Here is a 24037-nt window from a genome sequence, read left to right as displayed (position 1 = left end):
CCAAACACCAATAGCCCTATTAAAAATACGGGTTGAACGAGCGCATGGAGCACTCGGCCAACCGGCACAGGAATCACTCCATGAACAGCCGTTACAAGGCCTGGCGTCATCCGCTGATCGCGACCCTCCCTCTGCTGGCGATTCTCGCCGGCTGCACCGGTGGCGAGAGCGCCAAGCCGAAAACCCACGCGCTGGCCACTTACTCCAGCGCCACGTGGGATGCCCTGCCGGTTGTGTCCGACAGCGATCTGGTCGCCGGTTTCGGCTCGTGGCGCAGCGCCTGCACCCGGCTCAAGGCTGATACGGTCTGGGGCCCGACCTGCGCAGCGGCGGCCAATGTGCCGCAGAACGCCAACGAGATTCGCACGTTCCTCAAGCAGAACCTCGATGTCTTCGGCCTGCGCGCCGAGAACGACAACCCCAACGGCTTGATCACCGGCTATTACGAGCCGGTCTATCCCGGCAGCCTGACACCCACCGACGTGGCAAACGTGCCGGTGTATGGCGTACCCGAAGACATGATCATTGTTTCGCTGGACAGCATCTATCCCGAACTCAAGGGCAAACGCCTGCGCGGTCGCCTCGAAGGCCGCGTGCTCAAGCCATACGACGACGCCGCGACCATCGAATCCAAAGGCGTGAAAGCGCCCGTGGTGGCTTATCTGACCGACCCTATGAACCTGCAATTTCTACAGATCCAGGGTTCCGGACGGATTCAGACCCAGGACGGCAAACAACTGCGCATTGCCTACGCTGATCAGAACGGTCATCCATACCGGCCAATAGGTCGCTGGCTGGTCGAGCAGGGTGAGCTGAAAAAAGAAGACGTGACCATGAGTGCGATCAGCAACTGGGCCAAAGCCAATCCGGCGCGCATCCCGGAATTGCTCGGCAGCAACCCGAGCTACGTGTTCTTCACCCGCAACCCGGACAGTAACGAAGGTCCTCGTGGCTCGCTCAACGTACCGCTGACTGCCGGTTACAGCGCAGCAGTGGATCGCAAGGTAATTCCGCTGGGCAGCCTGTTGTGGCTATCAACCACAAAACCAGATGGTACGGCACTGGTTCGCCCGGTGGCGGCGCAGGATACCGGCGGCGCAATTGCCGGCGAGGTACGCGCGGACCTGTTCTGGGGGACGGGGGATGCGGCCGGGCAACTGGCCGGAGACATGAAACAGCAAGGGCAGATCTGGATGCTCTGGCCAAAAGGTGCAGCGCTGCCGCAAGTGCCGCAGGTGGCGGATACAGAGAAGAAGTAACCCTTGGAATCTGCTGAGGTAATCAGATAGCTATCGCGAGCAGGCTCACTCCTACAGGGGAACGCATTCCAAAATGCAGGAGTGAGCCTGCTCGATGAGGCCATCAGCAACACCAGTAAAATAATCAGACCGACACAAAGAAGAACGAAGCAATCAACCCCATTCCCACAAACCAAACCAGCGAACGCAAGATCGCCCAGTCCGCCAGATAGCAAATGATGTAAAGCAGGCGACTGGTGATAAACAGCACCGCCAGCACATTAACCGTCACCAGCTCTGCCGTACCCACCAGATGCGCGACAATTACCGCCGCCGCAAACGCCGGCATCACTTCAAAGCTGTTCAGTTGCGCCGCATGCGCCCGTCTCGCCACACCGTTGAGACTTTCCAGAAAATCGCGCGGATCGTGGTTGTCACTCAACCGATAGCCACCCACGGCTTTCGCCACGCCTGTGCAGACATACGGCAGAAAAATCGCGATCAACACACACCACAGAGCCACCGTCATAACGCCGTCCTTTTTTCGAGTTATAGAATTCGCGGGCTGTCAGAACTTCATGATCAACATGCCGATCAGCACCAGCCCACAGGCTAAGAGCCGTGGCCGGCCGAAAGGTTCTTTCAGGTAGCGCATACCGAACAGCACCACCAGAATCACACTGATCTCACGCAGTGCCGCCGCTTCGGCAATCGAGCCCAACTGCATCGCCCACAGCACCAGAGCGTAGCTGGCCAACACGCAGAAGCCCACTGCCAGCCCGAGCTTCCATTGCTCGCGCCAGAACTGCATGAAGGCCGGGCGCTTGGCGACCCATGCCAACAGCGGAAACGGCCAGGCACTGAGCAGCGTGACCCATACCAGGTAGTCCAGCGGGTGCGACCAACGCCGTAGCGCTTGACCATCAATATAGGTGTAGCAGCCAATGCACAGGCCGATCAGCGCCACCACCGGCACCATCGACCATGGCAGGTGCTTGCCGCCGCCGCCTTGCCAGAGCAGGCAAACCATACCCAAGGGAATCAGCATGATGCCGAAGATCTGCTGCGTGGTGAGTACTTCCCCAGCGAAGATCAGGGTCAGTGCCAGCACCACCAGCGGCGACAAACCGCGCATCAGCGGATAGACCAGGCCGAGATCACCGACGCGATAGGCCTGAATCAACAGATAGCGATAGAGCAGTTCGAACGCCGCCGAAGCGAGAATCCACGGCCAGATGCTAATGGGTGGCACGTTCACGAAGGGCAACGCGATGGCGACGACCAGCAGCGCCACGGTGTCCATGCACGCCACCACGAGCAGCCGCTCGGCGCTGAATTTGATCAGGGTATTCCACGCCGCATGCAACAGCGCCGCCATCAATACCAAAGCTGTCGCCAACACGTTTCACTCCTTATTATTTTTCACGCCCCCCCTGTAGGAGCTGCCGAAGGCTGCGATCTTTTGATTTTGATTTTCAACAACAAGATCAAAAGATCGCAGCCTGCGGCAGCTCCTACAGTGAAAATCGATAATTCGAATAGTCAGATTATTGATTCGCGATGTGTCAGCAGGTGTTTATACTGCAAGCGACCACGCCGCACTCAGTTGCGCACAGAAAAAAACCAATAATTCCTGCCTGCACCGCCCTCCTTCGAGAGCGGTCGTCGGCCTGCGTATGCCTGATCAAAGCGTCAAGACTACCGACAGAGACCTTGCGCATGCCACTCGCCTTGCTTGCCCTTGCTGTTGCCGCGTTCGGCATCGGCACCACTGAATTCGTCATCATGGGCCTGCTGCCCGACGTTGCCCGCGATCTTGCCGTGAGCATTCCTCATGCCGGCCTGTTGATCACCGGTTACGCGCTGGGCGTGGTGTTCGGCGCGCCGATTCTGGCGATCGGCACCGCCAATATGCCGCGCAAAGCGACGCTGTTGGGCATGACGCTGATGTTCATCCTCGGCAATATCCTCTGCGCCCTGGCACCGAACTACGCAACATTGATGGCGGCGCGCGTGGTCACCGCGTTGTGTCATGGCGCGTTTTTCGGCATCGGTTCGGTGGTTGCCGCCGGGCTGGTCGCACCGAACAAACGCGCGCAGGCAATTGCCATGATGTTTACCGGCCTGACGCTGGCCAATGTCCTTGGAGTGCCGCTGGGCACAGCGCTGGGTCAATACGCAGGCTGGCGTTCGACGTTCTGGGCAGTGTCGGTCATCGGCGTGATCGCAGCGCTCGCCCAATGGCTGTGGCTGCCCAAACACATCCCGATGGACAAGGCCAACCTCGCCAGCGAATTCAAAGTGCTGGGCAAGGTCAATGTGCTGCTGGCCTTGGGCATGAGCGTATTGGCATCGACCAGTCTGTTCAGCGTATTCACTTACATCGCGCCGATCCTGCAGGACATCACCGGCGTCAGCCCCCATGGCGTGACCGTGATGCTGCTGCTGTTCGGCGTCGGCCTGACCGGCGGCAGCATGCTCGGCGGACGCCTGGCGGATAGCCGTTTGCTGCCTTCGCTGGTCGGCGTGGCGTTGGCGGTGGTGGTGATTCTGGCGGCGTTCAGCCAGACCAGCCGTTCGGTGGTGCCGGCGGCGATCACGCTAGTGCTGTGGGGGATTTTTGCTTTTGCGCTGTGTCCGATCCTGCAGTTGCTGATCATCGATCAGGCGCATGAAGCGCCGAACCTAGGGTCAACGTTGAACCAGAGCGCTTTCAATCTCGGCAACGCGGCGGGTGCGTGGATTGGCGGGATGGTGGTGGCCAGTGGCGCGGATCTGGCGGATCTGCCGTGGACCGGTGCGCTTGTTGGCGTATTGACCGTGCTGACGGCGCTGTTTTTCATCTATCTGCAACGTCGCGAAGCGGCTGCGGTCAATGTGTCCGGCTGATCGGGTTTAGCCTGCAAGAGCCCTCACCCTAGCCCTCTCCCAGAGGGAGAGGGGACTGACCGTGTTGAATGTTCGAGTTACATCGATCTGAAATTTCGAGCCGAACTCAGGCCCTGAAAGACTTGAAGATCTGCTCCCTTTCCGCCTCTCCCTAAGGGAGAGGGCTGGGGTGAGGGGGCTCTTGATCTCATCACACCATCAACTGTGTCCCGATCCTGACTCAGCCCATCCAATCCCTGCACCAAAGATCCGGTGCGCTATCTTTCACCCCTCATCCAAAGGACCCCGGATGCTTGAACTTGTCGCCGCTTTCATCTGCCTCACCACTCTCCTGACCTTCGTCAACTTCCGCTTCATCGGCCTGCCGCCGACCATCGGCGTAATGGTTACCGCTTTGTTGTTCTCGCTGATCCTGCAAGGCCTGAGCGTGCTCGGCTACCCCGGTCTCGAAGAGCGCGTGCAGCAACTGATCGGCCAGATCGACTTCGGCGATCTGCTGATGAACTGGATGCTTTCGTTTCTGCTGTTCGCCGGCGCCTTGCACGTCAACCTCAATGACCTGCGCAGCTATCGCTGGCCGATTGGCCTGCTGGCAACCTTCGGCGTTCTGATTGCCACTGCAGTGATCGGCAGCCTCGCCTATTACATCTTTGCGTTGTTCGGCTGGCATGTGAGCTTTCTCTACTGCTTGTTGTTCGGCGCGCTGATCTCGCCGACCGACCCGATCGCAGTGCTCGGCGTGCTGCGTACCGCCAATGCCTCAAAGCCGCTGAAAACCACCATCGTTGGCGAATCGCTGTTCAACGACGGCACAGCTGTTGTGGTGTTCACCGTATTGCTGGGCATCGCCCAACTCGGCGAAACCCCGACCCTTAGCGCCACGGCGATGCTGTTCGTTCACGAAGCCATTGGCGGCGTGCTGTTCGGTGGCCTGATCGGTTATCTGGTCTATCGGATGATCAAGAGCATCGAGCAACACCAGATCACCGTGATGCTGACGCTGGCGCTAGTGATTGGCGGCTCGGCGATGGCCACCGAAATTCATGTTTCAGCGCCGATTGCGATGGTGGTCGCCGGTCTGATCATCGGCAACGTCGGGCGCAATCTGGCGATGAATGACATGACCCGGCGCTATCTCGACGGCTTCTGGGAATTGCTCGATGACATGCTCAACGCGCTGTTGTTCGCGCTGATCGGCATGGAACTGTTGCTGCTGCCATTCAACTGGCTGCACATGGCAGCGGCCGGTTTGCTGGCGGTGGCGATTCTGCTGTCGCGCCTGCTCACCGTGGCCCCGGCGATCGTCCTGCTACGGCGCTGGCGTACGGTGCCGGCCGGCACCATCCGGATTCTGACCTGGGGCGGTTTGCGTGGCGGTGTTTCGGTGGCGCTGGCATTGGCCCTGCCGTTAGGGCCAGAGCGCGACTTGCTGTTAAGCATCACTTACATCGTGGTGCTGTCGTCGATCCTGTTGCAGGGTCTGACCATCGGCAAACTGGTCAAGCATGCGACACGCAACGAGCCGAATGCTGCGACTGAACCAGCACACTGACGCACCACTGCAGCGCCGTCGTGAACTGCTTTCATGACGCGTTGCAGAGCAATTCGAGCAGATGCCGCATCGCCAACGGGCGGTGCGGCGTCGAACTGTGCATCACCACCAGCTCCCGCGAGTAACGCTGCCCATCCTCCACCGGCATGGCACACACACCGTCCAACGCCATTGCGGCCCATTGCGGCACCAGCGATACCCCCATCCCCTGCGCGACAAGCATGACGATGGTCTCCAGCGCATCCAGCTCACAGAGCACATTGGGCTCGATCGCCTGTTCATCGAGGTAGCGCTGAGCAATCTGGCCACCCCATGAGCGCGCGTCGTAACGTATGAACGGGCCTGCTCGCAGCAACGTTTCCAGCGACTGCCCGGCATGTGAGGCCGGGGCAACCAGAACCAGCGGCTCGACCTTCAGCACTGTCTGCGTCAAAGCTTTGGGTGGTTGAAACGGCGGCCTGACCAGAATCGCGGCGTCCAGTTCGCCCGCCAGCACTTTCTCGTAAAGGCTTTTTGAGTCCCCCGGCGTTATCTTCAATTTCAGCGCCGGTGCCGATAACGCCAAGCGCTCGATCAATCCTGGCAAGACACCGGTCAGCGCCGTCGAGACCGCACCGATCGTCACTTCACCCGTCAGAGCATCGTGATGCAGATCATTTTGCAGCGCCTGCGTCTGTTCGATGATCGCGCGGATTTTCGGTAACACCAGCAGGCATTGATCCGTCGGCCGTGTGGCATGCGCGGTGCGTAGCAACAGGGCATAACCCAATGATCGCTCGAGTGCCTGCACGCGCTGACTGATCGCCGCCGCCGTGCGGTTTTCGCGGCGCGCGGCCGCCGCAATCGAACCGGTTTCGACCACTGCTATCAGGCTTTGAAGAAAGCGCACATCCATAAGTTTTCCTTTCGCTCAGAACAAGGCGAAGCCGTTTTGCCCCACCGATCAGCCTGTTTACCCTGAGCGCTCCTTCACTCAGGGCTATCACATGAACAGACCCTTTCACGCTGCATACCATGTTTGCGACCTGGAACAGGCGCGGATTTTTTATCGAGATGTGTTGGGTTGCACTGAGGGCCGCAGTACAGAGAGCTGGGTCGACTTCGATTTTTTCGGCAATCAGATTTCGCTGCACCTGGGCACACCCTTTGCCACCACCCGCAGCGGAAACGTCGGCGAACACAAAGTCTTGATGCCGCACATCGGTGTCGTGCTGCCACTGGATGAATGGCTGGCACTGGCCGAGCGCCTGCACCGCCTCGACACCGTTTTCGAGATCCCGCCGGTGATCCGCTTCGCCGGCGAACCCGGCGAGCAACGCACGATGTTCTTCCTTGATCCCAGCGGCAATCCGATCGAAATCAAAGGCTTCAAGGACTTCAGCGGCCTGTTTGCGCATTGATTCCACCCCCAACAAACACAAAAAAAAAGGGGCACTGCATGAGTAGCAAAACACCCACCAGCCTGGTCACCCGCATAATGATCGGGCTCGCCGCCGGGGTAATCGTCGGCATCCTTCTGAACCAGTTTCCCGAACACAAGACCTGGTTTATCGACAACCTGCTGCAACCGGCGGGCGACCTGTTTATCAGACTGATGAAAATGATCGTCGTACCGCTGGTGTTTGCCTGCATGGTCGTCGGCATAGCCGGCGCGGGCAGTACCAAAGCGCTTGGCCGTGTCGGGGTCAAAACGCTGGTGTATTTCTTCACGATCACCAGCATCGCCATCGTCTTCGGTCTGATCGTCGGCAACGTCTTCCAGCCCGGCGCGGGCGCGGACTTCAGCAGCACTTTACAAGCACCGGTCACCGGGCTGGCCACGATGGGCGAAACACAGAACCTTGGCCGCACACTGGTAAACATTGTCCCCGACAACATCGTGCTGGCCATGTCTCAGGGCAAGCTGCTCTCGGTGTTGTTCTTCGCCATCCTGTTCGGCTGCGCCCTGTCGATGCTGCCCGAGCAGCAGAAGGCGCCGTTGATCGCGGTGATCCAGGCGGTTTCCGACACCATGTTCAAGGTCACGCATCTGGTCATGCACTACTCGCCGATTGGCATTTTCGGCCTGATCGGTGTGACCGTGGCCAGTTTCGGCCTGAGCGCGCTGCTGCCACTGGCCAAGCTGATCGGCATCACCTACGTGGCGGTGTTGCTGTTCGCACTGTGCGTGCTGGGTGTGGTGGCGCGAATGGCCGGGATCCGTTTTTTCCACCTTATACGGGCAATACGCAGTGAACTGCTGTTGGCTTACAGCAGCGCCGCTTCGGCCACGGTAATGCCGCAGTTGATCGAAAAAATGGAACGCTACGGGGCACCGCGCCCGATCACCAGCATGGTCATTCCATTGGGTTACTCGTTCAACCTGGATGGCGCATCACTGTTCGCGGGGCTGGGCACGTTGTTCATCGCCCAGGCCTACGGCATCGATCTGGGCCTGGCTGATCAAGCGATGCTGGTGCTGATCATGGTGCTGACATCGAAAGGCGCGGCGGGCGTGCCGGGCTTCATGTTCATCATTCTGACGGCAACATTGACCGCCGCCGGGTTGCCGGTAGAAGGTGTGGCGATCATCGCCGGTGTCTACCGCTTGATGGACATGCCAGTGACTGCGCTCAATGTATTGGGCAATGCGCTGGCGCCGCTGGTCATCGCGCGCTGGGAAGGCCAGCTCAAGGCGCCTGATAGCGCACCGACCATAGAACCGGCCAGGGCGCCATTCAAGGCCTGAAGCTATTGGCTTTTGCTGTCCGAGTCATCTTCGCGGGTTTCGCCAGAGCCGGGTTTATCGGCCTTTGGCGCCCCGCTCTCACTGCGGATCTGCGCATGGCTGATCAGCGCGAAAATAAAGCTGCCGCCAATGATGTTCCCCGCCAGCGTCGGCCCCGCGAACACCGCCCAGAAATCACTCCACGGCAATTCGCCGGCAAACACCAGATACGACACCTCGGCCGAACCGACGACGATGTGGGTGAAATCACCGAGCGCCATCAGATAGGTGATGAGGATGATGATCCACATCTTCGCGCTCTCCATCGACGGGATCATCCAGACCATGGTGGCGATCATCCAGCCGGAAACGATGCCTTTGGCGAACATCTGGCTGGCGTGGTTTTCCATGACCTTGCGGCCGATTTCGAGGAAGGCGTGGTCAGTCTTGGTGTCGAAGATCGGCAGTTCGAGCATCACGTACGCCACCAGAATCGTGCCGCAGAGGTTGCCGACCAGCACCACTGTCCACAGGCGGATCAGACGGCCGAAATTGAGCAGGGTCGGTTTGGTCATCACCGGCAGCACGGCGGTCAGGGTGTTTTCGGTGAACAACTGCTGGCGTGCGAGGATCACCGCGAGGAAGCCTGCGCAGTAACCGAAACTGGCGATCACCTTGAATTCGTCGCCCTCGGGCAGGCGCGAGTTGAGCAAGCCCATGCCCATCAATGACAGGCCCATGGTCAACCCGGCGGCCAGCGCCGACCACCAGAGCGCGGCGATGCTGCGCTCCAGTTCCTGATCGCCTTGGCTGCGGATGATTTCGTGCAGGACAGCCGCACGCGGCGGCTGGCTTTTCTCGACTTCGTGCTGTTCTTTGGCCGAGAGGTCGGGGGTTTTGCCGTCGGTGGGAGTGGTCATGGCGTGGGAACCGTGGGGGTGGTGTTTACCTACGACCCTTGCGGCTTGGAATACGTTCTGTGAGCGCCACGCAAATCCTATGTCGGACATGTAGGAGCTGCCGAAGGCTCGGGCCGCGATCGGACGATCTTTTGATTTTGATTTTTTAGAAACAAGATCAAAAGATCGCAGCCTGCGGCAGCTCCTACGGGGCTCGCATTACTCGCTGACTAATTCATCTTCCTGGAACTGGTCTTTGACGTACTTGATCTCGGTGCGGCCATGCGGTGCCGGCAAGCCGTCTTCGCCGAGGTTCACAAACACCATCTTCTCAACCGTCAGAATGCTCTTGCGAGTGATCTTGTTGCGCACTTCGCAGGTCAGGGTGATCGAGGTACGACCGAACTCGGTGGCGGTGATGCCCAGTTCGATGATGTCGCCCTGGCGCGAGGCGCTGACGAAGTTGATTTCGGAAATGTACTTGGTCACCACGCGCTGATTGCCCAGTTGCACGATGGCGTAAATCGCCGCTTCTTCGTCGATCCAGCGCAACAGGCTGCCGCCGAACAGGGTGCCGTTGGGGTTGAGGTCTTCGGGTTTTACCCATTTGCGGGTGTGGAAATTCATCTTCACTCCTGAGTGTCTTGCCGAACGATGGACGGTATCTTGGCAGACTGAGCGGTCAGGCTCCATGCGGCTTCGACTATGGTCGTCATTAACGATCTTCATCTGGCCGACAGAAACCCTTTGGAAGATCAGTCTAGACGGCTATAATCGCCCCCGTTTCAAAACGGTCATCTTCAATTGATACCGTTTTCCCGCCACCTGTCCGAGGGGCGCTGCAGCAGGTTCAACCTGTCAGGCTCGGATGGGGCGTTGACTGGCCTTAGGCCGGACACTAAACGCACAACGGCGCCCATTCGCATACATTACGAATGGAGGCTCTTCATGAGCGCTGTTATCACGCCTGCAGATTTTAACGATTACAAAGTTGCCGACATGTCCCTGGCTGCCTGGGGCCGTCGCGAAACCATCATCGCCGAATCGGAAATGCCGGCTCTGATGGGTCTGCGTCGCAAGTACTCCGGCGAACAGCCGTTGAAAGGCGCCAAGATCCTCGGCTGCATCCACATGACCATTCAGACTGCCGTGCTGATCGAAACCCTGGTTGCCCTGGGTGCCGAAGTACGCTGGTCGTCGTGCAACATTTTCTCGACTCAGGATCAGGCTGCTGCCGCTATCGCTGCTGCCGGCATCCCGGTTTTCGCCTGGAAAGGCGAAACTGAAGAAGAGTACGAGTGGTGCCTGGAACAAACCATCCTGAAGGATGGCCAGCCATGGGACGCCAACATGATCCTCGACGACGGCGGCGACCTGACTCAGCTGCTGCACGACAAGTACCCACAAGTACTGGATCGCGTTCACGGCGTGACCGAAGAAACCACCACTGGCGTACACCGTCTGCTGGACATGCTGGCCAAGGGCGAGCTGAAAATCCCGGCCATCAACGTCAACGATTCGGTGACCAAGTCCAAGAACGACAACAAGTACGGCTGCCGTCACAGCCTGAACGATGCGATCAAGCGTGGTACCGACCACCTGCTGTCCGGCAAGCAAGCGCTGGTCATCGGTTACGGTGACGTGGGCAAGGGCTCGGCCCAGTCCCTGCGTCAGGAAGGCATGATCGTTAAGGTTTCCGAAGTTGACCCGATCTGCGCCATGCAAGCGTGCATGGACGGTTTCGAACTGGTTTCGCCGTTCATCGACGGTATCAACAACGGCACCGAAGCAAGCATCGACAAAGCGCTGCTGGGCAAGATCGACCTGATCGTGACCACCACCGGTAACGTCAATGTTTGCGACGCGAACATGCTCAAAGCCCTGAAGAAGCGCGCCGTTGTCTGCAACATCGGTCACTTCGACAACGAAATCGACACCGCTTTCATGCGCAAGAACTGGGCATGGGAAGAAGTGAAGCCACAGGTTCACAAGATCCACCGTACCGGCGCTGGCGCTTTCGACGCTCAGAACGACGACTACCTGATCCTGCTGGCCGAAGGCCGTCTGGTAAACCTGGGTAACGCCACTGGTCACCCAAGCCGCATCATGGACGGTTCGTTCGCCAACCAGGTGCTGGCGCAGATCTTCCTGTTCGGCCAGAAGTACGCCGACCTGTCGCCAGCTCAGAAAGCCGAGCGTCTGACCGTTGAAGTACTGCCGAAGAAACTCGACGAAGAAGTGGCCCTGGAAATGGTTCGCGGCTTCGGCGGCGTGGTCACTCAACTGACCAAGCAACAGGCTGACTACATCGGCGTCACCGTCGAAGGCCCGTTCAAGCCGCACGCTTACCGCTACTAACAGGCGCTTGCTCGCTCTCCCTGTGGGAGCGAGCCTGCTCGCGAAGGCGTCTCAACATTCAACATCCGTGTTGTCTGACTCGGCGCTTTCGCGAGCAGGCTCGCTCCCACATGGGATTGCAGCGCCTCGAAGGTTCTTGTTTCCAAGGGTATGACCATGTCCCAAGACCGTCGCTACAGCTTCGAGTTCTTCCCGACCAAGACCGATGCTGGGCATGAAAAACTGCTCGCCACTGCCCGTCAGCTGGCCACTTACAACCCTGATTTCTTTTCCTGCACCTATGGCGCTGGTGGTTCGACCCGTGATCGCACCCTCAACACCGTTCTGCAACTGGAAAGCGAAGTCAAAGTACCGGCCGCACCGCACCTGTCGTGCGTCGGCGACAGCAAGGACGACCTTCGCGGCCTGCTGAACGAGTACAAGGCTGCCGGCATCAAGCGCATCGTTGCCCTGCGCGGTGACCTGCCGTCCGGCATGGGCATGACCAGCGGTGAGCTGCGTCACGCCAATGAACTGGTGGAATTCATTCGTGAAGAAACCGGTGACCATTTCCACATCGAAGTCGCTGCTTACCCGGAGATGCATCCGCAAGCACGCAACTACGAAGACGATCTGGCCAACTTCGTGCGCAAGGCTCGCGCCGGCGCCGATAGCGCGATCACCCAGTACTTCTTCAACGCCGACAGCTACTTCTACTTTGTCGACCGTTTGCAGGCGCAGGGTGTCGATCTGCCGATCGTCCCGGGGATCATGCCGATCACCAACTACAGCAAACTCGCGCGCTTCTCCGATGCCTGCGGTGCGGAAATTCCGCGCTGGATCCGCAAGCAACTGGAAGCCTACGGCGATGACACTCAGAGCATTCAGCGCTTTGGTGAACAAGTCGTCAGCGAGATGTGCGAGCGTCTGTTGCAGGGCGGCGCGCCGGGGCTGCACTTCTATTCCATGAACCAGGCTGAGCCTAGTCTGGCGATCTGGAATAATTTGAAGTTGCCGCGCTGAAGCAGCTGCAAGCTTCAAGCTGAAAGCTACAAGCAAGATCAAAAGATCGCAGCCTTCGGCAGCTCCTACACAGGGTGATTAATACCAATGTAGGAGCTGCTGCAGGCTGCGATCTTTTGCTTTTAAATGCCCGAAACAGAGCTTCTACTACCACCTTCTGGCTCTTTCGCGTTTCTCGTCGTAATCTCAAGCCATGCCTTTGATCACGCAGTTATTCGCCGTGCTGGTTTTTGCTTGCCTGAGCTTCGCCGCTCGAGGCGAGAAGCTGCGTATTGTCACCGAACCATGGGCGCCTTACGTCTATGAAGAGAACGGCAAGAACCTCGGTCTCGACTACGAAACCACTGCCATCGTCTTCAAACGTCTGGGTATCGAAGTGGAATGGCAATTCCTCCCGTGGAAGCGCTGCCTGTCGATGCTGGAGACCGGTCAGGCGGATGGCGCGCTGGATATTTTTCACAGTGACGAGCGTGATGCCACCCTGCTTTACCCGAGCGAACCACTGTCGGACGTCGAGTTCGTGATGTTCTACGCCAACGACCGGCCGCACCCGTTCAGCAAACTCGAAGAACTCAAGGGCCTGACCATCGGCACCTCACCGGGTTATCTGTATAGCCCCGACTTCAGCAATTCAACGCTGTTTACCCGTGAGCCCGCGCCGACCCACGAAGCCAACTTTGGCAAACTGGTGCGCGGTCGCATCGACCTGTTGATCACCGATCGCCGCGTTGGTCAGCACTTGCTCGACGAATTGAACATTCGCGATCAGATCAGTGAAAACCCGACCGTTATTAGCCGTCAGAGCCAGTTTCTGGCAGTTCGGCGCAACGCCGGCATGGATTTGCTGGTGCAGCGTTTCGGTGCCGAGCTCAAGCGATTCAAGCGTGAACCCGCGTATGCAGAGTTGAGCGCCCGCTATGGCACCGCGCCCGCCAGCGGCCCCTCGATGGATTCGGCCACGGCCAGCGGCAAAACCGTTGAGCAGCAGGAAAGCAGCGCGCAGTGATTGCTCTGTTATACTCCGGCGTTCCCGCCAGGCTCACGCCCGGACGCCCGGAACCGTAACAGGCCTCTCGACCCGCTACAGCGCAGCTTTGCAGCCCGCGCGAGCGCTCCAGACGTGCCTTCGGAACCGCAGCAGGACCGGACGGGATTGCGTCCTCTTAAACGTGATTCGCGCCAGGCAAGACTCCCATTGGGCCAAGCCCTAACTAAAACAGGATTACTCATGTCCTTTGCTTCCCTCGGTCTCTCCGAGGCTTTAGTCCGCGCCATCGAAGATGCGGGCTATACCGAGCCTACTCCGGTGCAACAGCGGGCCATTCCCGCCGTGTTGCAAGGTCGCGACCTGATGGTTGCGGCACAGACAGGTACCGGTAAAACCGGCGGTTTCGCCCTTCCGATCCTGGAGCGGTTGTTCCCCAACGGTCACCCGGACAAATCCCAGCGTCATGGCCCGCGCCAACCGCGCGTACTGGTCCTGACCCCGACCCGCGAACTCGCGGCCCAGGTTCACGAGAGCTTCAAGATCTACGCCCGTGACCTGAAATTCGTCAGCGCCTGCATCTTCGGCGGCGTCGGCATGAACCCCCAGGTTCAGGCCATGTCCCGTGGCGTCGACGTGCTCGTTGCCTGCCCGGGTCGCTTGCTCGATCTGTGCGGCCAGGGCAGCGTTGACCTGTCCCACGTGGAAATCCTCGTCCTCGACGAAGCCGACCGCATGCTCGACATGGGTTTCGTGCACGACGTGAAGAAAGTTCTCGCGCGTCTGCCGTCCAAGCGTCAGAACCTGCTGTTCTCGGCGACGTTCTCCAAGGACATCACCGATCTGGCCGGCAAGCTGCTGCACAACCCGGAACGCATCGAAGTGACGCCGCCGAACACCACGGTCGAGCGCATCGAACAACGCGTCTTCCGTCTGCCGGCCAGCCACAAGCGTGCGCTGCTGGCGCACTTGATCACCGCCGGCGCGTGGGAACAGGTGCTGGTGTTTACCCGCACCAAGCACGGCGCCAACCGTCTGGCCGAGTACCTGGACAAGCACGGCCTGCCGGCTGTGGCGATCCACGGTAACAAGAGCCAGAACGCGCGCACCAAAGCGCTGGCCGACTTCAAGGCCAACCAGGTACGCATCCTGGTCGCCACCGACATCGCCGCGCGCGGTCTGGACATCGATCAGTTGCCACACGTGGTCAACTTCGAACTGCCGAACGTCGATGAAGATTATGTTCACCGTATCGGCCGTACCGGCCGTGCCGGTCGTTCGGGCGAAGCGATCTCGCTGGTTGCCCCGGACGAAGAAAAACTGCTGAAAAGCATCGAACGCATGACCAAGCAGAAAATCGCCGACGGCGACCTGATGGGCTTCGATTCGAGCACCATTGAAGCCGAGAAGCCGGAAGTGCGCGAGCGTCCGGACGTGCGCAACCCGCGCAATCCACGTGGCCCACGCGGCGACGGGCCGAATGGCGGCGGCGGTGGTGGCGGTCGTAAAGACAAAGGCAAGGACAAGGGCAAAGACAAGCCGGCCGGTGAACGTGGCGAGCGCCCTGCCCGTCAGCAGAAACCGCGCGAAGGCACTCCGGCCCGTGAACAGCGTCCGAGCCAGCCGCCGCGTGCTGCTGCCGATCGCGCACCGGACGAGTTCCTCGACGACGATATCGATAACTTCGGTAACCGCGTTGATTACGTGCCGAAGCCGGCTCCTGCTGGCGGCCGTGGTCGTCGTCCAGGCGCACCGGCTCAAGGTGCTGGCGCAGGTTCGGGCGCACCACGCGGCGGTCAGTCGCAAGGTCGTCAGAACGGCCCGCGCAACAGCAACGGTTCAAGCACCGGCACCCCGCCAGCCAAACGCAGCGGCCCGCGCAACGGCGCACCGCGTGATGGTCAGTCGGGTCGTCGCGACGATTCCGCCTCGTCGTCGCGCAACCGTCGTCCGGCCCGTGACGATCAGCCACGCAGCGAGCCAGCCGTACAGAACCCGCGCAGCAATGGCCCAAAGATCATGCACAAGGAATCGAAAGCAGACCGCTTCCCGACGCCTGAGCAGCTCGATCAACTGCCAAGCCGTCCGCGTGGTGAAAAACCAGCCTTGCTGACCCGCAATCGCTGATTTGACGCTGCAATGAAAAATGCCCCGCCTCGCAAGAGCCGGGGCATTTTTTATGGCGCCACAAATACCCCTGAATCACCGCATATCCCCTGTGGGAGCGAGCCTGCTCGCGAAGGCGCCGGGTCAGTCAGCAATGATGTTGCCTGAATGACTGCTTTCGCGAGCAGGCTCGCTCCCACAGGGGATGTGTGTGTGTCGCAGACAATAAAAAACGCCCCCGGCCTTTCGACCGGGGGCGTTTTTCTGTGGCGGGGGAAAGTTATTTAACTTTCACGCCTTCCAGCGAGATGTCCAGATCCGCAGTTTGCGAGGTAGGACCTGGGCCCTTGATCCCGAAATCGTTCAGGTTGAGGGTGGTCTTGGCGTTGAAGCCAGCGCGTTCGCCGCCCCATGGATCCTTGCCTTCGCCATTGAACGTGGCTTTGAAGGTCACAGGCTTGGTCACGCCGTGCAGGGTCAGGTCGCCGGTCACGTCAGCCGTCTTTTCACCGGTCGATTTAACGGCGGTGGAGACGAACTTGGCATCAGCAAACTTGCCAACGTCGAGGAAGTCTTTGCTGGCGATGTGCTTGTCACGTTCAGCGTGGTTCGACCACAGGCTGGCGGTTTTCACATCAACAGAGATCTTGCTGGCTTCAGGCTTGGCCGAATCCCACGAGAACGTACCGTCGAAATCCTTGAAAGTACCGTGGATGAAGCTGTAGCCCAGGTGGCTGATTTTCCAGTCAACGAAGGCGTGCTGACCTTCCTTGTCGATTTTGTAGTCCGCTGCCATGGCCTGAGCCGAGAGCAGTGCAGAACCGATTGCCAGAGCGGCCAGAGTCTTTTTCAACATGCTTTCTTTTCCTTTGAGTCGAGGTTGAATTTCAGGCTTTGCGACCGAGCATTCGTGTCAGGGTCGCATCACGATCGATAAAGTGGTGCTTCAATGCTGCCAACGCATGGAGACCGGAAAAAATTACCAGCGCCCACGCCAGCCAGAGATGAATCACCCCGGCGGTATCTGCCTGATCCGGTAGCCCGGAAACCAGTGCAGGAACTTCAAACAGGCCAAACACCGGGATCCCGACACCGTCTGCGGTGGAAATCAGGTAACCGGCAAGCATCACAGCGAACAGCGCCAGATACAGAAACCCGTGGCCAAACTTGGCGCCGATGCGGGTCATCCGGCTGTAGCTCTGCAGCGTCGGCGGTGGTGGGCTGATAAAGCGCCACAGCACCCGCAACACCATCACGGCCAGCAACACCAGGCCAATACTCTTGTGCAGATCCGGCGCTTCTTTGCGCCAGCTGCTGTAGTAATCCAGCCCGACCATCCACAAGCCCAGCGCGAACAGCCCGAAGACCACCAGCGCCACGCCCCAGTGCATGAAGATGCTGACCCAACCATAGCGCGAAGAAGAGTTACGTAGCTGCATTGCCCAAATCCTGTGAGAACTGCGAACCAAGACTAGCGAGTTATCTATCGAATTAAAGCGGAAAATTTCGCTTTGAAATATCGAGAAATACGATCAAGAGTCTGTAAGTGGCGTGTTAAGGAAAGATTAACGGGGAAAGTGTGGCGGGATGTTAGGTGGCAGATCCTGATGATGCGCTGTCTGGACAGGCCTCATCGCGGGCAAGCCCGCTCCCACAGTGGTCGGTGGCGTTCACAAATACTGCGTTCACCTCAGAAACCTGTGGGAGCTGGCTTGCCAGCGATGGGGCCCTTACAGGCAAAAAAAAGCGCGGCATAAACGCCGCGCTTCTTCATTCACCGCAAGGCTTACTGCGCCTTGGTCTCGGTCGTTGCCGCTGGCTTCTTCGCCGGTTCAGCCTTCTTCGCTGCCGGTTTCGCCGCAGGCTTTTTCGCTTCGGTTTTAGCCGCCGGCTTCTTCGCCGCAGGCTTGGCCGCCGCTTTCTTCGCCGGTGCAGCTTTCACTGGTGCCGCAGGCTTCGGTGCTTCCACCGGAGCTGGCACAGGTGCCGGAGTCGGCGCAGGTGCTGGCGCGACCGGAGCTGGAGCCGGCTCTGGCGCCTTCACAGGCTCAGGCTTCTTGTCGTCATCCGAACCGCCGAACAGGTTGCTGAAGAAGTTGCCCTTCTTCGCCGCCACGGCACCCGCCGCGCCTGCCGCTGCTGCAGCCGGAACCACTTTCGCCGGTTCAAACGATTTGCCAGCCGCCAGGTCTTCAACTTGGCTGGCTGCACGCTGGCCAGTGCGCAGTGCGCCTTCCAGGGTGCCCGGGTACAAGGTGTCGGTGTGTTCGCCGGCGAAGGTCACGCGTTGCAGCGGACGTTCCCACAGGCGCCAGAATTTGCTGATCTGGCCCGGGCCATAAGCCAGGTAAGCGCCGCCCATCGACGGGTCGGTGCTGTAGCGACGGATTTCATAACCGGTGAACGAGCCACGGGCCTGTGGATAAAACGCGTGCAGACGAATCAGCACCTGATCGACCATCTGCTTGTCGCCGAACGCCTGCATCACGCGGGCGTTGTCGCCGGACAGGTTGATCACCACGTTGGCGCCGCCCTTCAGCGCAGGTTCGATCCAGAGCATGCCGAGACCGGTGTTGCTGTAGATCTCGCCGGACATGCGCGCCTTGCTTTCCCACACCGGCGTCTTGAACTTCAGCATGATCTGGTCGCGCCAGCCGTAGTTGGTGCCTTTGATCGCGGCCAGATGCTGAGCATCCAGTGCCGGGGTCAGGGCAATCTTGTTCAGTGCGCGCAATGGCACGGCCAGTACGACGTAATCAGCCTGGTAGCCAACACTGCCGACCTTGACGGTCACGCCGTCCTTGTCCTGATTGATCGCCGACACCGGCGAGTTGGTCTTGATGGTCTTGATCTGTTTGACGAACGCCTGCGCCAGCACCTGGCTGCCGCCAACCAGACGCGAAGCGCGCAGGTCACGGTCGGAAACGCCACGATACACGCGGTTCTGCTGAGCGAAATACAGCAACGACAGACGCGAAGGTTCGTCGTAGTGAGTGCGGATGTCCTGGTTGATCAGCTGGCGCGCGGTGGCCGGCAGATTCTGCTTGTCGAGCCAGCTCGATACGGTGATCTGGTCCAGCGCGTGCAGCGTGCTGGTCGCCGCCGGGTTCTGCGGGTCGTCGATCGAGCGGGCCAGATCGTCAAGGGTTTTCTGGTAGCGCTTCAAGGCATCGGCGGTGGCCGGTTGCTTGGTCGCCAGATCAGCGGCGGAGAAATACTCGCCGTCGATCAGATAACCCGGAGTACGTACGAATTCCGGAGCCGGCGTGGTGCCCAGCTTGAATGTCGAAACGTACTTGTTCAGCACCGGCTGCGTCTTGTCGTTGCCAATCCACTCGCTGGTGGCCATGCCGGAGCGACCGCCCAGGCTCGGCTTGGCTTCGAGCAGCGTGACCTGCCAGCCTTTGTTTTGCAGTTCGTAAGCGGCGGTCAGGCCCGACAGGCCGCCGCCGATCACGATTGCAGTTTTATCCTTGGCCAGCGCCGTAACGCTGAACAGCCCCAACATCACCAGCGCACAGGCGCGCAGCCAACCGACAGACATTCAGCGAACTCCGGAAATAACACAGAAAAAAGCAGTTGTGCGGGTCAGACAACCCAAAGAACCGCGAAGAATACGTTAGCCATCAAAACGCCGCCAGCGACGTCTATCGGCTCATACAAAGTAGCTCAATCGACACAATGGGTTGTCCCCGCGCGACGCATTGCATAGGCTTGCGCGATTGTTTGCCCGCGCCTGACGCGAGCCGCCTCGAGGAGACTGTAAATGGGCCTGAATAACCAGTGGATGCAACGCGACCTCGCGGTGTTGTGGCATCCCTGCACCCAGATGAAAGACCACGAACAGCTGCCGCTGATCCCGATCAAGCGCGGTGAAGGCGTCTGGCTCGAAGACTTCGAAGGCAAGCGTTACCTCGATGCTGTCAGCTCCTGGTGGGTCAACGTGTTCGGTCACGCCAACCCGCGCATCAACCAGCGCATCAAGGATCAGGTCGATCAACTGGAACACGTGATTCTCGCCGGCTTCAGCCATCAACCGGTGATCGAGTTGTCCGAGCGTCTGGTGAAGATGACGCCGGAAGGGCTGAACCGGGTGTTCTACGCCGATAACGGTTCGTCCTGTATCGAAGTCGCGCTGAAAATGAGCTTTCACTACTGGCTCAATCGCGGCCAACCGAACAAAAAGCGCTTCGTCACCCTGACCAACAGCTACCACGGCGAGACCATGGCGGCGATGGCCGTCGGCGACGTGCCGCTGTTCACCGAAACCTACAAAGCGCTATTGATGGACACCCTCAAAGTGCCGAGCCCGGATTGCTACGGGCGCCCTGAAGGCATGAGCTGGGAAGAACATTCGCGCAACATGTTCGCCGCCATGGAACAGACTCTGGCCGAGAATCATGACAGCGTCGCGGCAGTGATTGTCGAGCCGTTGATTCAGGGCGCCGGTGGCATGCGCATGTATCACCCGGTGTATCTGACGTTGCTGCGCGAAGCCTGTGATCGCTACGGCGTGCACCTGATCCTCGACGAAATCGCCGTTGGTTTCGGTCGCACCGGGACGATGTTTGCCTGTGAGCAGGCCGGCATTCGCCCGGACTTCCTCTGTCTGTCGAAGGCCCTGACCGGCGGCTACCTGCCACTGGCGGCGTGCCTGACCACCGACGAGGTTTACAGCGCGTTCTACGATGACTATCCGACCCTGCGCGCCTTCCTGCACTCGCACAGCTACACCGGAAACCCGCTGGCGTGTGCGGCGGCACTGGCGACGCTGGATATCTTCGAGCAGGACAACGTTATCGAAAACAACAAGGCACTGGCCCAGCGCATGGCCTCGGCGACGGCGCATCTTGTCGATCACCCGAACGTCTCCGAAGTGCGCCAGACCGGCATGGTTCTGGCCATCGAGATGGTCAAGGATAAAGCCACCAAAGAGGCCTACCCTTGGCAGGAGCGCCGCGGTTTGAAGGTGTTCCAGCATGCGCTGGAGCGTGGTGCGTTGCTGCGCCCGCTCGGCAGCGTGGTGTATTTCCTGCCGCCGTACGTAATCACCCCGGAGCAGATCGACTTCCTCGCCGAAGTCGCTAGCGAGGGTATCGACATTGCCACGCGCGACAGCGTCAGCGTCGCCGTACCGAAAGACTTCCACCCCGGCTTCCGCGATCCGGGCTAACCGTAACTTATCGTTCCCACGCTCCGCGTGGGAATGCAGCCCGGGACGCTCCGCGTCCCAAAGCGGACGCAGAGCGTCCATTGAGGCATTCCCACGCAGAGCGTGGGAACGATCTAATCTGAGAGACCCGAAATGAGACTGTCCCGCTTCTTTATCGACGCCCCCCTGAGCACCGGCGAACACGAATTGCCGGAGGCCCAGGCGCATTACATCAGCCGCGTGCTGCGCATGGCCGAGGGCGATGCGGTGCAGTTGTTCGACGGATCTGGCCATGAGTTTCGCGGCGCTCTGCTGGAAGTCGGCAAGAAGCGCGTGACCGTGCAGATCGACGAGCAATTCGCCGGTCAGGTCGAATCGCCGCTGCACATCCATCTCGGCCAGGGTTTGTCCCGTGGCGAGCGCATGGACTGGGCGATTCAGAAAGCCACCGAGCTGGGCGTGAATGAAATCACGCCGATCTTCAGTGACCGCTGTGAAGTCCGCCTCAAGGACGAACGCGCCGACAAACGCCTGCTGCACTGGCGCCAGGTGGCGATCAGCGCGTGTGAACAGTGTGGGCGCTCGCGGGTGCCGGTGATTCATCCGCCGGTGTTGTTGGCAGACTGGATCAAGCAGACCGAAGCCGAGTTGAAACTGGTGCTGCACCCGGTCGCGGAGCCGTTGGTGAGTCATGCCAAACCGGCGACGCTGGCTTTCCTGATCGGGCCGGAAGGCGGTTTGACGGATGCCGAAGTCGAGCAAGCCAAAGGCAACGGCTTCCACGCCGCCCGCCTCGGCCCGCGGGTGTTGCGTACCGAGACCGCGCCAGTGGTGGCACTGGCGGTGGCCCAGCAGCTTTGGGGGGATTTCTAATCCACAATTTGGAATACGTTCCCCTGTAGGAGTGAGCCTGCTCGCGATAGCGGTGGATCAGCCACAAACGCTGTCGACTGACAGGACGCTATCGCGAGCAGGCTCACTCCTACAGGGGGATGGTGGCGTCTCTAGAGGACATAAAACAGAATCGCGACAAAGTGCAGCAAGCTCCCGGCAATCACGAACAGATGCCAGATCCCATGCGCGTGCCGCAGCCGGTGATCCAGGGCAAAAAAGATAATCCCCACCGTGTACAAAACCCCGCCTGACGCCAGCCAGGCAAACCCGGTAGTGCCCAGCGCCGCAATCAGCGGCTTCACCGCCACCAATACAATCCAGCCCATCACCGCATAAATCACGATCGACAGAATCCGCGCCTCTGATCGCGGTTTGATCTCTTGCAGGATGCCAATCAGCGCCAGCCCCCAGACAATCCCGAACAACGTCCAGCCCCATGGCCCGCGCAGGGTCACCAGGCAGAAAGGCGTGTAGCTACCGGCAATCAACAGATAGATCGAAAAGTGATCGACCTTCTTCATGATCGCTTTCTTGCGCCCGCGCACGCTGTGGTACACGGTGGAAGCGCTGTAGAGCACCAGCAAGGTGAACGCGTAAATCGCCACACTGACAATCTTCCACGGGCTACCGTCGAGGCAGGCGATCACCAACATCCAGACGCCGCCGACAAAAGCCGCCACTGCCCCGACCAGATGGGTCCAGGCGTTCAATCGTTCTCCGTGATACATGTATTGCTTACCTCATATTCATTACCGCAGCGCGCAAGGCTCGGGCCTTGAGCGTAAAAGCGCAATCAAAAGATCGCAGCCTTCGGCAGCTCCTACCTTCGAACGCATTCCAATGCAGGAGCTGCCGAAGGCTGCGATCTTTTGATCTTCAAGGCACAATCGACGCATTCCAAAAAGAGTCCGCGCCATGCTGATCGACGAAGAATTGACCCTGAAAAAACTCGAGGTGTTCCTCGCTTTCATGCGCACCGGCAACCTCGCCCGTGCTGCTGCCGAGCTGCAGACCAGCAACGTCAGCGTGCACCGCGCGATCCACTCGCTGGAAAGCGCCCTGCGCTGCCCGCTGTTCAAACACGAAGGCCGCAACCTGACACCGCTGGAAAGTGCTTATGTGCTGGAGGAGCGCGCGCAGAAGCTGATCAACGACGTCGTCGAAAGCGTACGCCTGACCCGCGAAGCCGCTGGCTTCTCGGCTGAACGCTTCAAGCTTGGCTCGCTGTACTCGCTGACAGTGAAAACCGTGCCGCAACTGATCATGGGCCTGAAAATCCGCCGCAGCGAACTCAACATCGACCTGATCCTCGGCTCGAATATCGACCTGCTGTACAAGCTGAAGAACATGGAAGTCGACGCGATACTGGTGTCGCTGGACGACAGCATCAACGACCCGGATTGCGAGCAGATTGCACTGTTTTCCGATGACATCTTCCTCGCCACCCCGGCGGACTCAAAGTTCGCTCAGCGCAGTGAAGTGGATCTGGCTGAGGTGCGTGATGAAACGTTCATTACCCTGACCCAGGGCTTTGCGACGCATCAGGACGGCAACCGGGTGTTCAAGCAGGCGGGGTTCGAGCCGAAGGTGGCGATGCAGGTGAATGACATTTTCACGCTGTTGAGCATGGTCAGTTCGGGGGTGGGTTATGCGTTGCTGCCAGGAAGGATTGCGGCGGTGTATGAGAATCGGGTGAAGCTGATTCCGTTGCAGGCGAAGTATCGGTTGCAGCAGCACATTGGCGTAGTGTTTTTGAAAGCCAAGGAGCGCGATCCGAATTTGCTGGCGTTGCTGGCGGAGTGCCGGATGTATGCGAATCGGCAGTTGGTGGATTAACAGCAGATCAAGAGCCTACCCCCTCACCCCAGCCCTCTCCCCCAAGGGGGCGAGGGGGAAAGGGAGCAGATCGGGGGCTTTTCAAAACCTGAGTTCGACTCAGGAATTTCAGGTCGGCGTACCTCCAACATCCACCTCGGTCAGTCCTCTCTCCCTCAAGGGGTAGAGGGAGCAGATCTCCATGGGTCTCAAAGCCTGAGTTCGACTCAGGACTTTCAGGTCGATGTATAACGCCAAAACACCTCGGTCAGTCCCCTCTCCCCCCGGGTGTATGTACCGGACACATGGTGGACGGGTGTTCGGAGACATGGTGGACACTTTTTAATAGACACATTGCTCATTACCAAGGAGATGACCTGTGTCCTGGGAAGAGGTGTCCACCGTGCAGCTTCGTTCAGAATTCGTGCTTTTGGCTCGGC

21 protein-coding genes and 1 riboswitch are annotated in these 24037 nt (G+C 59.5%); of the genes, 12 read left to right on the top strand and 9 right to left on the bottom strand.

Annotated elements, in window-relative coordinates; genetic code table 11:
• Positions 1 to 80 precede the first annotated feature (80 nt).
• A complete protein-coding gene (locus tag CQ009_RS28205) occupies positions 81 to 1259 on the top strand; it encodes a murein transglycosylase A (RefSeq protein WP_105709350.1) in 1179 nt (392 codons plus the stop codon).
• Positions 1260 to 1383: 124 nt separating this feature from the next.
• Here the strand turns inward: CQ009_RS28205 and CQ009_RS28200 are convergent, their stop codons facing one another.
• Complete coding sequence (locus CQ009_RS28200) at positions 1384 to 1767, bottom strand: MAPEG family protein (protein ID WP_064388113.1); 384 nt, start codon at positions 1765 to 1767, stop codon at positions 1384 to 1386.
• 39 nt (positions 1768 to 1806) lie between these two features.
• Complete coding sequence (locus CQ009_RS28195; RefSeq protein WP_105709349.1) at positions 1807 to 2640, bottom strand: EamA family transporter; 834 nt, start codon at positions 2638 to 2640, stop codon at positions 1807 to 1809.
• A gap of 317 nt (positions 2641 to 2957) precedes the next feature.
• Between CQ009_RS28195 and CQ009_RS28185 the strand changes: the two genes are divergently transcribed.
• Complete coding sequence (locus CQ009_RS28185; protein WP_105709348.1) at positions 2958 to 4127, top strand: MFS transporter; 1170 nt, start codon at positions 2958 to 2960, stop codon at positions 4125 to 4127.
• A 289-nt stretch (positions 4128 to 4416) separates the two neighbouring features.
• Positions 4417 to 5679: a sodium:proton antiporter gene (locus tag CQ009_RS28180; protein ID WP_105709347.1), complete on the top strand. Its 1263-nt coding sequence runs from the start codon at positions 4417 to 4419 to the stop codon at positions 5677 to 5679.
• A gap of 31 nt (positions 5680 to 5710) precedes the next feature.
• Here the strand turns inward: CQ009_RS28180 and CQ009_RS28175 are convergent, their stop codons facing one another.
• Complete coding sequence (locus CQ009_RS28175) at positions 5711 to 6574, bottom strand: LysR family transcriptional regulator (RefSeq protein ID WP_064388109.1); 864 nt, start codon at positions 6572 to 6574, stop codon at positions 5711 to 5713.
• A gap of 91 nt (positions 6575 to 6665) precedes the next feature.
• On the opposite strand from CQ009_RS28175, the gene CQ009_RS28170 reads away from it, so the two are divergent.
• Together CQ009_RS28170 and CQ009_RS28165 are read left to right on the top strand one after the other, a co-directional pair.
• Positions 6666 to 7079: a VOC family protein gene (locus tag CQ009_RS28170; protein WP_064388108.1), complete on the top strand. Its 414-nt coding sequence runs from the start codon at positions 6666 to 6668 to the stop codon at positions 7077 to 7079.
• Between the two features lie 38 nt (positions 7080 to 7117).
• The gene (locus tag CQ009_RS28165; RefSeq protein WP_256585516.1) at positions 7118 to 8407 is read left to right on the top strand and encodes a cation:dicarboxylate symporter family transporter; all 1290 of its coding nucleotides are present in this window, start codon (positions 7118 to 7120) and stop codon (positions 8405 to 8407) included.
• Positions 8408 to 8409: 2 nt separating this feature from the next.
• Here CQ009_RS28165 and CQ009_RS28160 read toward each other — a convergent pair whose 3' ends face one another.
• Positions 8410 to 9306 (bottom strand): formate/nitrite transporter family protein, encoded by an 897-nt coding sequence (locus CQ009_RS28160; RefSeq protein WP_105709345.1) that lies wholly within the window; start codon positions 9304 to 9306, stop codon positions 8410 to 8412.
• Between the two features lie 198 nt (positions 9307 to 9504).
• Positions 9505 to 9912 carry an acyl-CoA thioesterase gene (locus CQ009_RS28155; RefSeq protein ID WP_007913723.1) on the bottom strand — a complete coding sequence of 136 codons (408 nt, stop codon included), beginning with the start codon at positions 9910 to 9912 and terminating at the stop codon, positions 9505 to 9507.
• Between the two features lie 198 nt (positions 9913 to 10110).
• Positions 10111 to 10210, top strand: a riboswitch (S-adenosyl-L-homocysteine riboswitch).
• A 23-nt stretch (positions 10211 to 10233) separates the two neighbouring features.
• On the opposite strand from CQ009_RS28155, the gene ahcY reads away from it, so the two are divergent.
• From ahcY to CQ009_RS28135, 4 genes are all read left to right on the top strand, one after another.
• A complete protein-coding gene (gene ahcY, locus CQ009_RS28150) occupies positions 10234 to 11643 on the top strand; it encodes an adenosylhomocysteinase (RefSeq protein WP_105709344.1) in 1410 nt (469 codons plus the stop codon).
• Between the two features lie 156 nt (positions 11644 to 11799).
• Positions 11800 to 12645 carry a methylenetetrahydrofolate reductase [NAD(P)H] gene (metF, locus tag CQ009_RS28145; protein WP_064388104.1) on the top strand — a complete coding sequence of 282 codons (846 nt, stop codon included), beginning with the start codon at positions 11800 to 11802 and terminating at the stop codon, positions 12643 to 12645.
• Positions 12646 to 12838: 193 nt separating this feature from the next.
• Positions 12839 to 13651, top strand: a complete 813-nt coding sequence (locus CQ009_RS28140) for an ABC transporter substrate-binding protein (protein ID WP_064388103.1) — start codon at positions 12839 to 12841, stop codon at positions 13649 to 13651.
• Positions 13652 to 13873: 222 nt separating this feature from the next.
• On the top strand, positions 13874 to 15757 hold the full coding sequence (locus CQ009_RS28135; RefSeq protein WP_064388102.1) for a DEAD/DEAH box helicase: 1884 nt from the start codon (positions 13874 to 13876) through the stop codon (positions 15755 to 15757).
• Between the two features lie 259 nt (positions 15758 to 16016).
• Here CQ009_RS28135 and CQ009_RS28130 read toward each other — a convergent pair whose 3' ends face one another.
• From CQ009_RS28130 to CQ009_RS28120, 3 genes are all read right to left on the bottom strand, one after another.
• Positions 16017 to 16592 (bottom strand): YceI family protein, encoded by a 576-nt coding sequence (locus CQ009_RS28130; protein ID WP_007913714.1) that lies wholly within the window; start codon positions 16590 to 16592, stop codon positions 16017 to 16019.
• A gap of 31 nt (positions 16593 to 16623) precedes the next feature.
• A complete protein-coding gene (locus CQ009_RS28125) occupies positions 16624 to 17175 on the bottom strand; it encodes a cytochrome b (RefSeq protein WP_007913713.1) in 552 nt (183 codons plus the stop codon).
• Positions 17176 to 17522: 347 nt separating this feature from the next.
• A complete protein-coding gene (locus CQ009_RS28120) occupies positions 17523 to 19280 on the bottom strand; it encodes a flavin monoamine oxidase family protein (protein ID WP_105709343.1) in 1758 nt (585 codons plus the stop codon).
• A gap of 222 nt (positions 19281 to 19502) precedes the next feature.
• Here CQ009_RS28120 and CQ009_RS28115 point away from each other — a divergent pair, with 222 nt between their 5' ends.
• A complete protein-coding gene (locus CQ009_RS28115; RefSeq protein WP_105709342.1) occupies positions 19503 to 20909 on the top strand; it encodes an adenosylmethionine--8-amino-7-oxononanoate transaminase in 1407 nt (468 codons plus the stop codon).
• 132 nt (positions 20910 to 21041) lie between these two features.
• Positions 21042 to 21761 carry a 16S rRNA (uracil(1498)-N(3))-methyltransferase gene (locus CQ009_RS28110; RefSeq protein WP_007913710.1) on the top strand — a complete coding sequence of 240 codons (720 nt, stop codon included), beginning with the start codon at positions 21042 to 21044 and terminating at the stop codon, positions 21759 to 21761.
• Between the two features lie 131 nt (positions 21762 to 21892).
• On the opposite strand, the gene CQ009_RS28100 is transcribed toward CQ009_RS28110, so the two are convergent.
• On the bottom strand, positions 21893 to 22510 hold the full coding sequence (locus CQ009_RS28100) for a hemolysin III family protein (protein WP_007913708.1): 618 nt from the start codon (positions 22508 to 22510) through the stop codon (positions 21893 to 21895).
• A gap of 187 nt (positions 22511 to 22697) precedes the next feature.
• Between CQ009_RS28100 and CQ009_RS28095 the strand changes: the two genes are divergently transcribed.
• Positions 22698 to 23618 carry a LysR substrate-binding domain-containing protein gene (locus tag CQ009_RS28095; RefSeq protein WP_105709341.1) on the top strand — a complete coding sequence of 307 codons (921 nt, stop codon included), beginning with the start codon at positions 22698 to 22700 and terminating at the stop codon, positions 23616 to 23618.
• The last annotated feature ends 419 nt before the right edge of the window (positions 23619 to 24037 follow it).

It is taken from the genome of Pseudomonas sp. MYb2 (assembly GCF_002979955.1).
Lineage (GTDB): Bacteria > Pseudomonadota > Gammaproteobacteria > Pseudomonadales > Pseudomonadaceae > Aquipseudomonas.
This window is presented reverse-complemented; position numbering and strand designations above follow the sequence as displayed.

What these genes read in the sequence shown, in the direction of transcription:
- CQ009_RS28205 (WP_105709350.1), top strand. Translation starts at nt 81, where the DNA reads ATGAACAGCCGTTACAAGGCCTGGCGTCATCCGCTGATCGCGACCCTC.
- CQ009_RS28200 (WP_064388113.1), bottom strand. Translation starts at nt 1,767, where the DNA reads ATGACGGTGGCTCTGTGGTGTGTGTTGATCGCGATTTTTCTGCCGTAT.
- CQ009_RS28185 (WP_105709348.1), top strand. Translation starts at nt 2,958, where the DNA reads ATGCCACTCGCCTTGCTTGCCCTTGCTGTTGCCGCGTTCGGCATCGGC.
- CQ009_RS28180 (WP_105709347.1), top strand. Translation starts at nt 4,417, where the DNA reads ATGCTTGAACTTGTCGCCGCTTTCATCTGCCTCACCACTCTCCTGACC.
- CQ009_RS28175 (WP_064388109.1), bottom strand. Translation starts at nt 6,574, where the DNA reads ATGGATGTGCGCTTTCTTCAAAGCCTGATAGCAGTGGTCGAAACCGGT.
- CQ009_RS28170 (WP_064388108.1), top strand. Translation starts at nt 6,666, where the DNA reads ATGAACAGACCCTTTCACGCTGCATACCATGTTTGCGACCTGGAACAG.
- CQ009_RS28165 (WP_256585516.1), top strand. Translation starts at nt 7,118, where the DNA reads ATGAGTAGCAAAACACCCACCAGCCTGGTCACCCGCATAATGATCGGG.
- CQ009_RS28160 (WP_105709345.1), bottom strand. Translation starts at nt 9,306, where the DNA reads ATGACCACTCCCACCGACGGCAAAACCCCCGACCTCTCGGCCAAAGAA.
- CQ009_RS28155 (WP_007913723.1), bottom strand. Translation starts at nt 9,912, where the DNA reads ATGAATTTCCACACCCGCAAATGGGTAAAACCCGAAGACCTCAACCCC.
- ahcY (WP_105709344.1), top strand. Translation starts at nt 10,234, where the DNA reads ATGAGCGCTGTTATCACGCCTGCAGATTTTAACGATTACAAAGTTGCC.
- metF (WP_064388104.1), top strand. Translation starts at nt 11,800, where the DNA reads ATGTCCCAAGACCGTCGCTACAGCTTCGAGTTCTTCCCGACCAAGACC.
- CQ009_RS28140 (WP_064388103.1), top strand. Translation starts at nt 12,839, where the DNA reads ATGCCTTTGATCACGCAGTTATTCGCCGTGCTGGTTTTTGCTTGCCTG.
- CQ009_RS28135 (WP_064388102.1), top strand. Translation starts at nt 13,874, where the DNA reads ATGTCCTTTGCTTCCCTCGGTCTCTCCGAGGCTTTAGTCCGCGCCATC.
- CQ009_RS28130 (WP_007913714.1), bottom strand. Translation starts at nt 16,592, where the DNA reads ATGTTGAAAAAGACTCTGGCCGCTCTGGCAATCGGTTCTGCACTGCTC.
- CQ009_RS28125 (WP_007913713.1), bottom strand. Translation starts at nt 17,175, where the DNA reads ATGCAGCTACGTAACTCTTCTTCGCGCTATGGTTGGGTCAGCATCTTC.
- CQ009_RS28120 (WP_105709343.1), bottom strand. Translation starts at nt 19,280, where the DNA reads ATGTCTGTCGGTTGGCTGCGCGCCTGTGCGCTGGTGATGTTGGGGCTG.
- CQ009_RS28115 (WP_105709342.1), top strand. Translation starts at nt 19,503, where the DNA reads ATGGGCCTGAATAACCAGTGGATGCAACGCGACCTCGCGGTGTTGTGG.
- CQ009_RS28110 (WP_007913710.1), top strand. Translation starts at nt 21,042, where the DNA reads ATGAGACTGTCCCGCTTCTTTATCGACGCCCCCCTGAGCACCGGCGAA.
- CQ009_RS28100 (WP_007913708.1), bottom strand. Translation starts at nt 22,510, where the DNA reads ATGTATCACGGAGAACGATTGAACGCCTGGACCCATCTGGTCGGGGCA.
- CQ009_RS28095 (WP_105709341.1), top strand. Translation starts at nt 22,698, where the DNA reads ATGCTGATCGACGAAGAATTGACCCTGAAAAAACTCGAGGTGTTCCTC.